Below are 13,493 nucleotides of genomic sequence, written 5' to 3'. Positions count from 1 at the left end.
ATCAGTGGCCGGTGAACAGGCGGTTTCCGCCGACGTCGGCCGCCCAGATCCTGCGGTGCGCCTCGTCGAGATAGGGCTGTAGCTTGTCGACCCGTTTCTCAATCTGGGCGTAGTCCTCGCGGAACTGCGGCACCACGGCCATGATCTGCTCCAGCAGCTTGGCCTGGTCCATCGTCTTCAGCTCGCCGTCGTCGATCACCACACGGCCGTCGACGATCACCGTGTCCACGCCACGGCCGCCTTCTGTGTAGACAATCTGGCGGACCGCGCTGTTGAGAGGCACGTAGGACGGATCGGTCAGGTCGAAGAGGACCAGGTCACCGCGCGCTCCCACCTTGATCCGGCCGAGATCGGCGTCGCGGTTGACGGCATGGGCACCGCCGGTGGTTGCCGCATCGAAGGCTGCCTCGGCCTGCGGGGTCTGGTCCTGATCGTCGCTGATGTGCACCATCAGCCCGAACAGCTTCATCGCCTGGAAGATGTTCTGGGCATCGCTGCACGAACAGTTGTCGCAGCCGAGCGCCAGGGAGACACCGGCCCGCTGCAGCTCCAGGATCGGCGGGATGCCGCTCTTGAGCTTCATGTTGCTGAGCGGGTTGATCACGACGTTGGTGCCGGTCTCGCCGAGGAGCTCGATCTCCGCGTCCTGCAGCCAGACCGAGTGGGCCAGGTTGAGCCGCGGGCCGAGCAGGCCTTCCTCGTCGAGACGCCGGATCAGCGAGCCGCCGTGCTCCGGGTATTCCATGCGGGCCTGCAGTGCCATGCCCTTGGATTCGTAGATGTGGGTGAAGATCGGCAGGTCGTAGGTCTCAGAGAGCGCCACCGTGCGGGCGATCAGATCGCTGGTGCAGCGTTCCGGCGCGGAGGGACCCAGCGCCCAGGTGATCCGCTCGAACTGGCAGGGCTTCTTCAGGAAGGTGTCCTCGAAGTAGGCCAGCTGGTCGATCCGCGCATCGGGTTCGGCCGCCGTGGAGAGCTGGCCGTGCAGCTCCTTCGGGAAGACCTCCTTCCAGAACGGGATCGTGTTGATCCCTTTGATGTCGGCGTACTGAAGGGCGACGACGGCGCGCAGGCCGATTTCGTCATAGGCCTCCAGCACTGCGTCCAGGTGCTCCTCGTCGAACGGATAGAGCGTGACCATGTCCTGCACGGTGGTCATCCCTGAGCGCAGGCATTCGAGCGCGCCGAGGAGGGTGCGGGCCTTGATTTCCTCGCGGCTGCGCTTGGGATACTGCGGCGGCAGCGCCAGAAGCCGCCAGGTCTCCAGCGGCTTCTGCTCCATCAGCCCCTTCGCCAGCGTGTCGTGGGAATGATAGTGCGCGTTGATGAAGCCCGGCGACACCAGCTTGCCGCCGGCGTCAATCTCCGTGATCCCCGGGATCGCTGCCGCCCCGACAACCGCCTGATCCCCGATTGCCGCGATGACGCCGTCCTTCACCAGGATTTCGGCCTGCTGCGGGCGATGCGGGTCGCCGCCGTCGACGAGGACGAGACCGTTGCGGATCAGAAGGGAACAGCCGGCCATACCGAACGGGCCTCCGAGCAAGACGACAGAAGGGAGAAAGCCGACGTCAGCGCGACTTTGCGTGGAAGGTCAGGCGCTTTTCCAGAAGGCCGACGAGCTCGACGAGAACGAAGCCGAGCGAGAACACGACCAGCACCAGCGCCCAGAAGCGGGTCATCTGGAAGGTCTGCAGATAGGTCTCGAACAGGGCGCCGAAGCCGACCAGCGCGATCACGATCTGGCCGATGATGACGCCCTTCACGCCGCGGACGACGCCGAGCCGGACCCCGGTCATCACCTCGGGCATCGCGGACGGCAGCAGGATCTTCCAGAACATCTGGAAGCGGGTGGCGCCGTTGGAGCGTGCCATCTCGACGAGGGACGGGCTCACACCCTGGATGCCCTCGCGGGTGTCGATGATGATCACCCAGACCGCGAACAGGAAGACCGTCGCGACCACGGTCGTTTCACCGATCCCGAGCAGCGGCATCAGCGCCGGCACGACGGCCGTCAGCGGCGCCGAGATGAAGATGTTCACCCAGACGTTCAGGATCTTGTCGGCGGCGGAGAAGCGGCCCATCAGCGCGCCGACCGGAATCCCGACAACGAGCGCCAGCGCCATTCCGATCACGAAGGCGCGGGCGGTGACGACCAGCGCGGTCTGAAACGACTTGAGCTGAACCACGTCGCCGACCGTCAACAGGATCGTGCTCAGCGGCGGGAACATCGTGCTGCCGGCTATCCGGGTCGCCAGCTCCCAGAGAATCGCCCAGGTCAGCAGTGACAGCAGGATGGGAAGACGTCCGGCCATCGGTTCAGCTCAGATACTGCTTGAGCTGCGACCAGATATCGTCGACCGCATCAAGATAGCGCTGATCGCGGCGCACCGCGTCCGGACCAGCTGCGCGGTCGAAGCCGGGTCGGATCGACTTGACCACGCGGCCGGGGTTGCGGGTCAAGAGCACGATCTGGTCAGAGAGATAGACCGCCTCCTCGATCGAGTGGGTGACGAAGATCACCGACTTCTTCTCTTCGCGCAGGAGTTCCAACAAGTCCTCCTGCAGCTTGCGGCGCATCTGCTCGTCGATCGCGGAGAAGGGTTCGTCCATCAGGAGGACGTCGGCGTTGACGGTGAGTGCCCGGGCGAGGCCGGCGCGCTGGCGCATGCCGCCGGAGAGCTCGCTCGGGAATTTGTGCTCCGATCCTGCGAGACCGACACTCTTGATGTAGCGCCGGGCCACGTCCTCTCGCTCGGACTTCGGGGTCCCCCTCAGTTCGAGCCCGAACGCGACGTTGCGCAGGACCGTGGCCCAAGGCATGAGCGCGAAGTCCTGGAACACGAAGGCGCGCTCGGGGCCGGGACCGTAGACGGTCTTGTTGTTGACCCGGACCTCGCCGTCGGTGGGCGGCAACAGTCCCGCGATGATCTTGAGCAGCGTGGTCTTGCCGCAGCCGGAAGGCCCGAGCAGCGTGGTCAGTTCGCCGCGCCGGAACTCGATCGAGACGTCGGAGAGCGCCTCGGTCCCGTCGCCGTAGCGCTTGGAGATGGAAACGGCCTTGACGATCGCGTCGACCTTGGCTGGTTCGATCTCCGCCGTGCGAATGGCGCTGATGGTGGTCACTTGGCGCTCCCCTGGCCGAGGGCCTTGAAGATCCGGCGCTCGACGACCTGAAGGCCGGTCAGCACCAACGTTGCGAAGGCGATGATGGAGAAAATCGCAGCGAACATTTCCGCGTAGCGCGCGATCGAGCGGTAGTAGCTGATGATGTCGCCGATGCCGGTGGGCGTGATCAGGAGTTCGGCGAGGACAATGCCGATGAAGCCGCCGGAGATGCCGAGCCGAAGGCCTGCGAAGATCATACCGCTGGCGTGGGGAAGCATGATCTTGGTGACCTGCTGGCGCCGTGTTCCCATGAAGGAGCACGTCATCTCTAGAAGCGAGGCGGAGGTGTAGCGGATGCCGTTGTAGGAGTTCAGCGTCACCATCGGCAGGCTCAGGATAACGACGGCGATGACCTTGGCCGTTATGCCGATCCCGTAGGCATAAGTGATCAACGGGATGATCGCGGCCATTGGCGCGGTTTGCATGATGATCATGGGCGGAAACAGCGCCCACTCGGAGAGCCGCGAGAGGCCCATTGCGACGCCAAGCCCGACCCCGAGCACCGAGGTGATGGCAAGGCCAATGGCAAGGGGCGGCAGCGTGCGCCTGTAGGCGGTGAACAGTTCGCCGCTCGCCATCAGTCGAACCAGGGCCAGCATGACCTCACTGAAGGGCGGAAAGGCGAGGCTGACCGGAATGCGACCCGCAATCTCCCAGATGCCGAAGAAGATCACGAACGAGAGGACCTTCCAGGCAATCGGCGGAAGGTTCCGGGCCCGGCTCTGCGGGGACGCGGCGGGTCCCGCGGAGATCGGAGGATGGGCGACCGTATCGGCGGACATCGTCTCGTTCAGACCTCGCGATGGGCAACGGAAACTGCGCCCGGACGGGCCGGGCGCAGTCGGGATTGGCGTCGGCTCAGTTGGAGCCGCCGACGGACTTGAGGGCCGCGTCGAGAGGACCGAAGTCCCAGACCGTCTCCAGGTCTTCCGCAGCGGACGTGTCCATCTTGCCGGCCTTGGCCAGGAACTGGATGTCCGACTTCGCCGCGGCCTCGCCGCCGCCGTCTGTCGGGAAGATCCCCGCCTCGACGGCCGCCTCGAAGAACGGCGTGATGTCAGCCACTTCCTCATCGCTCAGGTCAGGCAGCAGTCCGAGCTCTTCGCGCTGGGCGGCCGGCCAGGAGGGGTCGGCGACGGTCGCCTTGGCAGCCTTCAGGAGCTCCTCAAGCAAGATCTGGACCGCTTCCGGGTTGCTCTGAAGGAATTCAGTGTTGGCGTAGAGGGTGGAGTCGGAGGCGTCGACGCCATCCATCGGCAGCCGGCCGAACCGGTCCGGATCGCTGTCCAGCAGGATTCCCGCGCTGGTCATGTCCAGGAAGGTCGCCTTGATGTTGCCCTGCTGCATCGCGACGACGCGGACTTCGGAGCCCGGCACGTAGCTGATTTCGCTGAACTCGATGCCGCGGTTGGCCTCGATGATCTGCGCCATGGTCTCGGTGCCGGAGCCGCGCGAATGCACCACGAACGGCTTGCCGTCGAGCGAAGCCCAGTCCGGGTGGATCGTCTTGTCGCTCACTGGAATGTAGGCGAGCTTTCGGATCTGGTAGATGTTGCGCACCGGGGCGTTGAGGTTGAGGATCGGCTCGTAGGAATCGCCGACGCCCATATCGATCTGTCCGTTCAAGACAGCCTGGAACACGATGTCGTCCGCCCGCAGCGAGGACAGCTCGATGTCGACGCCGCGCTCCTTGGCGCGCTCGTACGCAATGAGCTGGATCAGGTCTTCCGCGGAGAAGGTGTCGGCTTCGGCAATACGGATGGTGCCGACATCCTGGGCTTGAGCGCCGAAGGCGGTCATCACGAAGAAAGCTGCCGTCGTAATCGGTTTAAGCATGTTCATGGGGATCTCCTGCGAACGTCCAACCGCAGCCTAGATTTGCGGCACGACCGACAGCCTCGCATGGGCTCGATTAATCAGACCAATGGAAAGATCGAATAAACTATTCTCTTTAATTTATAGCTCATTTGCCGCCGGGGATGGCTTTCGATCGTTTGCGATCGTCTGCAGAAAGCGGATGAATGCCGAGAGAACAGGGGCGCTAGCGGCGGCCGGCCGGGAGACGCACCAGTAGCTTGCCCCGGTAAGCCAATCGGCGCCGGGAACGGCGACAAGGCGTCCGGACGCGATATCATTGCGGACTAGTATTTCCGGAAGAAGCGCGACTCCCAATCCCGACCGGGCAGCTTCAAGCACCATGAAAAAGTGCTCGAATGCGAGCGCATTGACCGTGTCGGAATCGAGCTGGATTCCGTGACGCGCGCCCCAACGGGACCACGCCTGGGCGCGGGTCGTGTGGCTGAGCCTGCGCACCCGTGCCAAGTCTCCCGGCGCTTCAAGCCCATGATGCTTGGTGAACTCGAGGCTCGCCACGGCGAGCATCGTCTCCGGCATGAGACGTTGGGAAAACAACGGAGCCCATCCGCCACGGCCCCAGGTGATCGCGATGTCGATGGCGCCAGGGTCCCAGTTCAATGGGTCTTTGCGGTCGGTGCCGAAATCGGCGTCGATGGTGACGAGTTCGATCGCCGCATGCGCGTGAGCGTCCAGAAATCGGCCCAGCCGCGGCGTCAGCCACATGGCGCCGATGGAGGGCAGGGTTCCGATCCGAAGGATGCCGGGGAGGCTTTCCGCAAAATCCTGCGTCGTCGCTTCCAGGCGACGCATCGTTTCGGTGGCGTAGTCCCAGAAGCGTTCACCGTCGCGGGTGAGGGTGAGACGTCGACCGCCACGTGAAAACAGCGTCGAGCCGACCTCCGCCTCAAGCGCCTGCATACGCCGGCTGACCGCGCTCTGCGTCAGATCCAGATGGTGCGCGGCCTTCGTGAAGCTCTTGAACCGGGCGCAGGCATCAAAAAGGGGCAGGGCGGCGAGGACTCGGGAAGAGCGGGTATGCAACATGATCCATCATGAGTTTTTGGAATGGATGCATGAGCATAGTGCAATTGAACGAGCGCGGAGAGCCGTTATTTCTCCGGTGAAGTCGAGACTTGAGGAGAGAGCATGACCGCTCAGGATAAAGCGCGCCCGTTCCATCTTGCCTTCCCAGTGACCAATCTGGAGGCGACGCGCACCTTTTATCGCGATGTGCTCGGCTGCGGGATCGGACGTGAAGACCCCGGCCGTTGGATTGATTTTGATCTCTACGGCCATCAGATGTCCGCGCATTTGAGGCCCGCATCGCTTGCGGGCGACGAAACGGGTTTGGTTGGCGGCGATGCCGTTCCGATCCCCCATTTCGGGGTCGTGCTCACCATGGAGCAGTGGATTGTTCTCGCTGATCGTCTGAAGTCCAATCCCGACACGCGCTGGGTGCTGGAGCCCAAGGTGCGCTTCAAAGGCGAAGCCGGAGAACAGGCGACGCTGTTCATACTTGACCCATCGGGAAACCCGCTTGAGTTCAAGGGTTTTGCGTCAGACGATGCGGTTTTCCAAGCCTGAGCCGTATAGCTACAAAGGATCTGGTCTTCCCATAAAGGGGTGACCGCTGAGTCCTTGAAATAGGGCTTAAGGCGTTTCCGAAGCGGCCGAGTGCACCGAGCGGGCCAAGTAAATGCGCACGATGGACCTAGCTGCGTCAGGCCGGAAGAACGCGCGCAGCCCTGCCGGATTGATCTGCCTGTTCGGCATCAAGCCTCATTTCGGTCGTGCCGCGGTCTTCCCGACCTCTGCAACGCCGACGCCCGCCCACATCGGGCGCTGGCGGGCACGGCGGAAGACGACGGCATCATCCTTTCGCCGGGCTTTGAGGACAAGAACATCGTTTCGTGGGCGACCTTCACCTATCCGTTCAACCTGACAGGCAACCCTGCGGCGTCCATCCCCGTGGAGCTGTCGTCGGAGGGCCTTCCCGTCGGCCTTCAGGCCGTGGCCTCCGCCCATGACGACATTTCGCTCCTATCGCTCGGCGGCGCCTACGAACGGGCCACCGGCCATGAGAAGCGCGCACGTCCGTCCCTCTAGGTTCGACGGCCGACGTGAACGGCGGGGGTAAGGAGTCCGGCTCCATCCAGCCGCTTTCCCTGATCGTTGCAACGATCAGGGCGCCACCCGGCGTGGTCCCCCGCATTTGGACCTGATACGCTCCGCGACACCCTCTCCATGACACACGCCCATGCGCTGAGGGAAGCCGATGTCCGTTCCCCTCGGGATCCGGCCGGCGCACGTCCGCGACCGGAAGCGCATCCGGCCCGGTGCCGGCGTGCGGCCCGCCCGCACCCCGCGTCGACCCCTCCATTCTGCATCAGTCCCGACCCCGCTTCCACAGCGGCCTCCGGACGGGTGCCCCCGCGTCGATGGCGCCTCCGCCGCTTTGTTGAGCTTGACGGATCTGTTGGCACCGTGACAAAATCCCAAAAAACAAGATATTATCTCGAAAAATGGAACATTGGAGCGGGAATGATGTCCATGATGAAGAGCGTTTGCGGGATCGCGCTGTCCTGCGCGATGGCTGTCGGAGTGGCGGCGGGCGCTGAGGCCGAAGAGTTCCACTGGCGCATTCAGAGCAATCTCAACCCCGGTGAGCCGGGCTATGTCGCATTGAAGGAGCAGTTCGCCGACCTGGCCACGGAGATGTCGGGCGGCGAGATCACGTTCGAGATCTTCCCGGTCGGTGCGCTCTATCCGGTGAAGGACGGCCTTGAGGCTGTCGGTGCGGGCGTTACCGAAATGGCGGTGCTGACCGGGGGCTACTACTCCGGCAAGCTCGGTCCAATCGCCAATCTGGAGAGCGGCGTCCCGGGCTCCCTGCGCACGCCGATGGAGCGCTTCAACTTTTTCTACAAGAAGGGGTTCATCGATCTCGCGCGTGAGGCCTACTCGGCGTACGGCGTCTACTATCTGGGACCGCAGCTTTCGCCGTCCTGGGACATCATGTCGACCAAGCCGATCACCTCCATGGCGGATTTCGAAGGGCTGAAGATCCGCTCCTTCGGCCTGGAAGCCGATTGGTACGAGAAGATGGGCGCAAGCCCGGTCTTTCTCGGCGGCGGCGAGATCTACACGGCGCTCGCCACCGGCGTGATCGACGCCGCGCGGTGGGCGAGCCCGGCCGGCAACATGAACAACTCCTTCCACGAGGTCGCGAAATACTACGTCCAGCCGTCGCCGATGCCGGTGCCGAACAACTTCTTCGCCGTCAACATGACGGCCTGGGAGAGCCTGCCGGCCGACATTCAGGCAATCCTGAAGGAAGCCGCAGTCGCTTCGTCGCTCGATTACATCGCGACGTCGATGAACAACGACGCCAAGGCGATGAAGGAAATGGAAGCGGCCGGCGTCGAGGTGTCCACGATCCCGCCGGAAGAGTGGGCCGAGATGGAAGCGCAGGCCCGCGAGTTGTGGCAGGCTTACGCCGACGAGGGCGATCTCGCCAAGCGTGGCGTGGACATGCTGAACGGCTTCCTCGTCGATCTGGGGCGGGTGCAGCAGTAACGGCCCGGCGGCCGATGTTTGAGGCGGGGTTTCCATTGGGAAGCCCCGCCCGCTTCTTGAAGAGGGGACCGGCCCGAGATGCTTCGACGTATCGTTGCCGTGATTGATGCGTTCATCGCCGGTCTCGGCAAGCTGGTGGCGCTACTGATCCTCGTGATCATCGCCATCATGATCGCCGAAATGATCTCGCGGGATCTCTTCTCTGTTTCCATGGCCTGGGCCGGCGAGCTGTCCTCGTGGCTTCTGGTGGCCATGATCTTCCTGGGCGGTCCGTGGGCGCTGGCCCGAGGCAACTTCGTCCGGGTGGACGCGGTGTTCGATCGCTTCGGCGCCCGCACCCGGGCCCTGGTCGACACCCTGGTCTCGTCGATCCTCTTCGCGCTTTTCTGCGGGGTGTTGATCAAGTTCGGCGGCGAATTCGCGTTGAAGTCCTTCGCCATGGGCGAGCGCTCGGCGACCGGCGGCTGGGGTGGTCCCGTCTGGGCGGCCAAGGGCTTGGTCCCTGTCGGTGCGATCCTGCTGGTTCTGGCCTGGATCTCCCATCTCTATCACGCCTGGCAGGACGACACGCCGGCGGCCGATCCCGAAGAGGGGCTCTGAGATGGCCGATCCCGTCCTGACCACGGCGCTGCTGTTTGGCGGTATGCTTCTTGCGCTCGGCATCGGCGTCCCGATCGCGCTCGCGCTCGGCGGTCTGTCGATCGGCATGATCTACGTGTTCTGGAGCCCGATGGCCCTGAACATGCTTCCGATCAAGGCCTTCGCCACGGCGTCAAGCTTCGAGTATGTGGCCATCCCGCTGTTCATCTTCATGGCGGCAATGCTGCAGCGGGCGAAGATCGCGGAAGACCTCTACAACACGATGCAGTGTTTCTTCGGCGGCCTTCGCGGCGGTCTCGGGATCGGGACCATCATCATCTGCACGCTGTTCGCGGCGATGGCGGGGATCAGCGGCGCGGCGACGATCTCCATGGGCATGCTGGCCGTTCCCGCGATGCTGGAGCGCGGCTACGGCAAGGGCGTGGCGCTGGGATCCGTCGCCGCCGGCGGCTCCCTGGGCATCCTGATTCCGCCCTCGGTCACCATGATCGTCTACGGCATCGTGGCGAACACCTCGATCGGCAAGCTCTACGCCGGCGGAGTTCTGCCGGGTCTGCTGATCGCGGTCCTGTTCTGCATCTATCTCCTGGTGCGGGGCGTGTTCGATCCGGCCGGCAGCGGCGGGTCCGTCGTGCAGCGTTATTCGTGGGGCGAGAAGCTGCGCAGCCTCAAGGGGCTGGTGCTCCCGTTCCTTCTGATCGCCGCGGTGATGGGCTCGATTTTGACCGGGACGGCGAGCGTTTCGGAAGCGGGGGCTGTGGGCGCGGGCGGTGCCATTCTGGCCGCGGTCATCCTGCGCCGTCTGGACTGGGCATCCGTCCAGGACGCATCGCGGGAGACACTGCTTCTGTCGTGCATGATCTTCTGGATCATCATCGGTGCGACGGCGCTGTCGACCTTCTACACGGCGATGGGCGCGGCGCGGCTGATCGAAGGCCTCGTGCTCGATCTGGAGGTGAACCGATGGGTCATCCTCATCGGGATGCAGATCATCCTGCTCCTGCTGGGCATGCTCCTCGACACCGTCGGCATCATCATGATCACGGCTCCGATCTTCGTGCCGATCATCACCAAGCTCGGCTTCGATCCCGTCTGGTTCGGGATCCTCTATATCGTCAACATGGAAATCGGCTTCCTGACGCCGCCCTTCGGCTACAACCTCTTCTATCTGCGCGGGGTGTCGCCGGCATCCGTCACGATGGTCGACATCTACAAGTCGGTGCTGCCGTTCATCGCGCTGATGATCCTCGCCGTCGCGATCTGCATGGTGTTTCCCGAGATCGTCCTGACCCTGCCGAACGCGCTCTTCTAGGGCACCCGCGGCAAGGCTGAAGATCAGGAGGTGCCGACAGTCTCCGACTGCGTATCGAACATATGCGCCAGCCGATCGGCGGCGTCCTTCAGCGCTGCGATCCACATGTCCTGGGGGTGCTGACGCAGCCGCGTGCACGGTCCGGTCAGGCCGAGCGAATAGATGACGCCGGCGGATTTCATATGAATCGGGCAGGCATAGGCCATGACATTGTCGTCGATTTCCCGGTCGCAGACCGCGAACCCCTGCTCGCGGATCTTCCTGAGCTCTGCGCGCACCTCGCTTGGCGACGTCACCGTGCGGCTTGTCATCTTCTCGAAGGGCTCCTTCAGGAAGCGATCCACCACATCGTCCGGCTGGTAGGCGAGAATTGCCTTTGCCGATGCGGCGGCATGAGGCGGAAGAACCTCGCCCGGCAGGACGTGGAGCCGATGGCCCTGGTCCGGCGCGCTGCGCGCGATCGAGCGGACGTTGTCGCGGCCGAGTCGCACCACGTAGCAGGTCTCGTGAAAACGTTCGGCGAGTTCATCGAGAATGATCTGTGCGAAGCCGGCGGTTGCGGCCGGATTCGCCCCAAGCTGGAGCATCCGCCACATCCGGTCTCCCACACGAAACGTCTTGTGCCAGGTGTCGTCGGTTGCCAGCGCGCCGGCCTCCACCAAGGATCGCGTCAGCCGGTGCGCCGTGGCCTTCGGCAGGCCGGTGAGGCCCGAGATGTCGGTCAGGGTGAGGCCACGCGTGGACGCGGCAACGATCTCCAGGATCTGAAGATAGCGCTCGATAGGTCCCGGGCTGTCACCTGCCATCACCAGTCCTTCCTGCCTCGACGAGACCTTCTTGTGTCTGACTCGAATACGCGATTGCACGCGTTGACACCAACAATGGTGTTCTATTTAATATCATTTATCGAGATATTTTTCCGAAAAACGGAACTTTGGGCAGAGGGCATATGACGATTAGCGTCGGGGTCGATGTCGGCGGAACATTTACCGACTTCCTTCTCCTGGATTCCGCCACATCCAGCTACCGAACCGCGAAGGTGCCGACGACGGTGGACGACCGCTCGCGCGGCTTCCTTCAGGGAATCGGGGAGCTCGGCGGACCGGCGTCGGCAATCGACTGGCTGGTGCACGGCACGACAGCCGGCACGAACGCGGTGCTGGAGCGTAAGGGAGCCCTCTGCGGCCTGATCACGACGCGTGGCTTCCGCGATACGCTGGAGCTTGGCCGGCGGACGCGGCCGACGCCCTATGGGCTCGCGGGCAGTTTCGAGCCCCTGATCGCGCGTGAGCACCGGCTGGAGGTCGGAGAACGGATAGACGCCGAGGGGCGCGTCCTGACGCCGCTCGACGAGGACGGCGTGCGCGCCGCGGCCAGGGCGCTGCTGGCCGCCGGCGTCGAATCCGTCGTCGTGCACTTCCTGCATTCGTACGTGAACGATGCGCACGAGGCCCGCGCGGCCGAGCTTGTCCGCGAAATCTGGCCGAACGAGCACGTGGTGGCCGGGCACGAGATCATCCGCGAGGTCCGCGAGTTCGAGCGTGCCTCCACCGCCGCGATCCATGCCGGCATCGGCCCTGTGGTGTCGCGCTACATCAACAGCGTCGCGGACCAGCTGAAGGACAAGGGCTTTGCCCACGAACTGCTGATCATGCAGGCCAACGGCGGCATGATGGCGTCTTCCCTGGTCGCCGAGCAGGCGGTCCAGACGGTGATGTCGGGCCCGGCTGCCGGCGTTCTCGCTGCTGCCGAGATCGCAAAGGCCGCCGAGATCGACAACATCATCACCGGCGACATGGGCGGAACCTCTTTCGATGTGGCTCTCGTGGTCGGCGGCGAGCCGGTGATCACGGCGGAGAAGGATCTCGCCTACGCCGTCCCGATTCGGGTTCCGATGATCGACATCCACACGGTCGGCGCCGGCGGCGGGTCGATAGCGCACCTCGACAAGGCGGGGATGCTCCGTGTCGGCCCCGAGAGCGCCGGATCGTTTCCCGGTCCCATCGGATACGGCCGGGGCGGCACCGAGCCGACGATCACGGACGCGAACTTTTTGCTGGGCAGGCTCAATCCCGACTCCGTCACCGGCAGCGACACCCGGGCACCGCTGGACGGGATCGCAGCCGCGATGAAGGAGACGATCGGAAACCGGCTAGGCCTCGACGAAATCGCGACGGCGGCCGCCGTGCTCGAGGTGGCGATATCGGAGCTTGCCGGAGCAATCCGGTTGATCTCGATCGAGAAGGGCAACGACCCGCGCGACTTCGCCCTGATGCCCTATGGCGGCGCCGGTCCGCTTCACGCCGTGGCGATCGCACGCGAGCTCGGCATCCCGCGCGTGGTGGTGCCGCGCTTCCCCGGCCTGACGTCCGCGCTCGGCTGCATCCTGGCCGACGTGCGCCATGACTTCGTGCAGACCGTCAACCAGCCGCTGGCGTCGCTCGACCCCACTGCGGTCGAAGCGATCATGTCGGCGCAGGAGCAATCCGGGCGGGAGCTTCTTGAGCGGGAGAAGGTGACCGTCGGGTCCGTCGAGATCCGGCACGAAGCCGATCTTCTGTTCCGAGGCCAGTCCCATGTCCTGAAGATTCCCATCGAGGGGAGCGGTTTCGATGCCGGTCGCGTGCTGGCAGCCTTCGTCGCTGCCTACGAGGACCGTTTCGACCTCTCTCTGCCGGAAATGATCCCGATGCTGATGAACGTGCGCACCACCTTGATCGGGCGGCGCGAGGCGATCGATCTCCGGGCCTTCCGACCGGGCGAAGGATCGCTGGAAGCGGCCCGGAGCGGGACGCGCAGCGTCTATTACGACGGGTCCTGGCTCGAGACGCCGATCTTCGTGCGGGAAGCGCTGCCGGCCGATGCGGTCATCGACGGCCCGGCCATCGTGGAGCAGCCGGATTCTACCCTCGTCCTCGATCCGAGATCGACCGCCCGGATCGACGCCATCGGCAACATCGTCGTGGAGCTTCAGGGCTGA

At 64.3% G+C, this 13,493-nt stretch carries 13 protein-coding genes; 6 read left to right on the top strand and 7 right to left on the bottom strand.

What is annotated here, in order from left to right; all coding sequences use genetic code 11:
- Nucleotide 1: 1 nt before the first annotated feature.
- The 6 genes from J2S73_RS16580 to J2S73_RS16555 all read right to left on the bottom strand — a co-directional run bounded on the left by J2S73_RS16580 (nt 2) and on the right by J2S73_RS16555 (nt 6,069).
- Nucleotides 2–1,525: an amidohydrolase family protein gene (locus tag J2S73_RS16580; RefSeq protein ID WP_306886733.1), complete on the bottom strand. Its 1,524-nt coding sequence runs from the start codon at nt 1,523–1,525 to the stop codon at nt 2–4.
- A 46-nt stretch (nt 1,526–1,571) separates the two neighbouring features.
- The gene (locus tag J2S73_RS16575) at nt 1,572–2,315 is read right to left on the bottom strand and encodes an ABC transporter permease (RefSeq protein WP_306886732.1); all 744 of its coding nucleotides are present in this window, start codon (nt 2,313–2,315) and stop codon (nt 1,572–1,574) included.
- 4 nt (nt 2,316–2,319) lie between these two features.
- Entirely contained in the window at nt 2,320–3,126 is an 807-nt protein-coding gene (locus J2S73_RS16570; protein WP_306886731.1) for an ABC transporter ATP-binding protein, read from the bottom strand.
- Nucleotides 3,123–3,950, bottom strand: coding sequence for an ABC transporter permease (locus tag J2S73_RS16565; RefSeq protein WP_306886730.1), 828 nt, complete (start codon nt 3,948–3,950; stop codon nt 3,123–3,125). The genes J2S73_RS16570 and J2S73_RS16565 overlap by 4 nt, the downstream gene beginning before the upstream one ends.
- 76 nt (nt 3,951–4,026) lie before the next feature.
- The gene (locus J2S73_RS16560; protein WP_306886729.1) at nt 4,027–5,010 is read right to left on the bottom strand and encodes an ABC transporter substrate-binding protein; all 984 of its coding nucleotides are present in this window, start codon (nt 5,008–5,010) and stop codon (nt 4,027–4,029) included.
- 114 nt (nt 5,011–5,124) lie between these two features.
- Nucleotides 5,125–6,069: a LysR substrate-binding domain-containing protein gene (locus J2S73_RS16555; RefSeq protein ID WP_306886728.1), complete on the bottom strand. Its 945-nt coding sequence runs from the start codon at nt 6,067–6,069 to the stop codon at nt 5,125–5,127.
- A 102-nt stretch (nt 6,070–6,171) separates the two neighbouring features.
- On the opposite strand from J2S73_RS16555, the gene J2S73_RS16550 reads away from it, so the two are divergent.
- The 5 genes from J2S73_RS16550 (at nt 6,172) to J2S73_RS16530 (ending at nt 10,513) form a co-directional block, all read left to right on the top strand.
- Entirely contained in the window at nt 6,172–6,609 is a 438-nt protein-coding gene (locus tag J2S73_RS16550) for a VOC family protein (RefSeq protein ID WP_306886727.1), read from the top strand.
- A 90-nt stretch (nt 6,610–6,699) separates the two neighbouring features.
- Nucleotides 6,700–7,131 carry an amidase family protein gene (locus J2S73_RS16545; protein WP_306886726.1) on the top strand — a complete coding sequence of 144 codons (432 nt, stop codon included), beginning with the start codon at nt 6,700–6,702 and terminating at the stop codon, nt 7,129–7,131.
- 444 nt (nt 7,132–7,575) lie between these two features.
- Entirely contained in the window at nt 7,576–8,601 is a 1,026-nt protein-coding gene (dctP, locus tag J2S73_RS16540) for a TRAP transporter substrate-binding protein DctP (RefSeq protein ID WP_306886725.1), read from the top strand.
- A gap of 78 nt (nt 8,602–8,679) precedes the next feature.
- A complete protein-coding gene (locus J2S73_RS16535; protein WP_306886724.1) occupies nt 8,680–9,201 on the top strand; it encodes a TRAP transporter small permease subunit in 522 nt (173 codons plus the stop codon).
- Between the two features lies 1 nt (nt 9,202).
- Nucleotides 9,203–10,513, top strand: coding sequence for a TRAP transporter large permease (locus tag J2S73_RS16530; RefSeq protein WP_306886723.1), 1,311 nt, complete (start codon nt 9,203–9,205; stop codon nt 10,511–10,513).
- A 23-nt stretch (nt 10,514–10,536) separates the two neighbouring features.
- Here the strand turns inward: J2S73_RS16530 and J2S73_RS16525 are convergent, their stop codons facing one another.
- Nucleotides 10,537–11,319: an IclR family transcriptional regulator gene (locus tag J2S73_RS16525; protein WP_306886722.1), complete on the bottom strand. Its 783-nt coding sequence runs from the start codon at nt 11,317–11,319 to the stop codon at nt 10,537–10,539.
- 143 nt (nt 11,320–11,462) lie between these two features.
- Here J2S73_RS16525 and J2S73_RS16520 point away from each other — a divergent pair, with 143 nt between their 5' ends.
- The gene (locus J2S73_RS16520; RefSeq protein WP_306886721.1) at nt 11,463–13,493 is read left to right on the top strand and encodes a hydantoinase/oxoprolinase family protein; all 2,031 of its coding nucleotides are present in this window, start codon (nt 11,463–11,465) and stop codon (nt 13,491–13,493) included.

The organism is Amorphus orientalis (assembly GCF_030814015.1).
Taxonomy (GTDB): domain Bacteria; phylum Pseudomonadota; class Alphaproteobacteria; order Rhizobiales; family Amorphaceae; genus Amorphus; species Amorphus orientalis.
This window is presented reverse-complemented; position numbering and strand designations above follow the sequence as displayed.

Coding starts and splice junctions, on each gene's coding strand:
- J2S73_RS16555 (WP_306886728.1), bottom strand. CDS start 6,069: ATGTTGCATACCCGCTCTTCCCGAGTCCTCGCCGCCCTGCCCCTTTTT.
- J2S73_RS16580 (WP_306886733.1), bottom strand. CDS start 1,525: ATGGCCGGCTGTTCCCTTCTGATCCGCAACGGTCTCGTCCTCGTCGAC.
- J2S73_RS16560 (WP_306886729.1), bottom strand. CDS start 5,010: ATGAACATGCTTAAACCGATTACGACGGCAGCTTTCTTCGTGATGACC.
- J2S73_RS16535 (WP_306886724.1), top strand. CDS start 8,680: ATGCTTCGACGTATCGTTGCCGTGATTGATGCGTTCATCGCCGGTCTC.
- J2S73_RS16565 (WP_306886730.1), bottom strand. CDS start 3,950: ATGTCCGCCGATACGGTCGCCCATCCTCCGATCTCCGCGGGACCCGCC.
- J2S73_RS16530 (WP_306886723.1), top strand. CDS start 9,203: ATGGCCGATCCCGTCCTGACCACGGCGCTGCTGTTTGGCGGTATGCTT.
- J2S73_RS16550 (WP_306886727.1), top strand. CDS start 6,172: ATGACCGCTCAGGATAAAGCGCGCCCGTTCCATCTTGCCTTCCCAGTG.
- J2S73_RS16525 (WP_306886722.1), bottom strand. CDS start 11,319: ATGGCAGGTGACAGCCCGGGACCTATCGAGCGCTATCTTCAGATCCTG.
- J2S73_RS16575 (WP_306886732.1), bottom strand. CDS start 2,315: ATGGCCGGACGTCTTCCCATCCTGCTGTCACTGCTGACCTGGGCGATT.
- dctP (WP_306886725.1), top strand. CDS start 7,576: ATGATGAAGAGCGTTTGCGGGATCGCGCTGTCCTGCGCGATGGCTGTC.
- J2S73_RS16520 (WP_306886721.1), top strand. CDS start 11,463: ATGACGATTAGCGTCGGGGTCGATGTCGGCGGAACATTTACCGACTTC.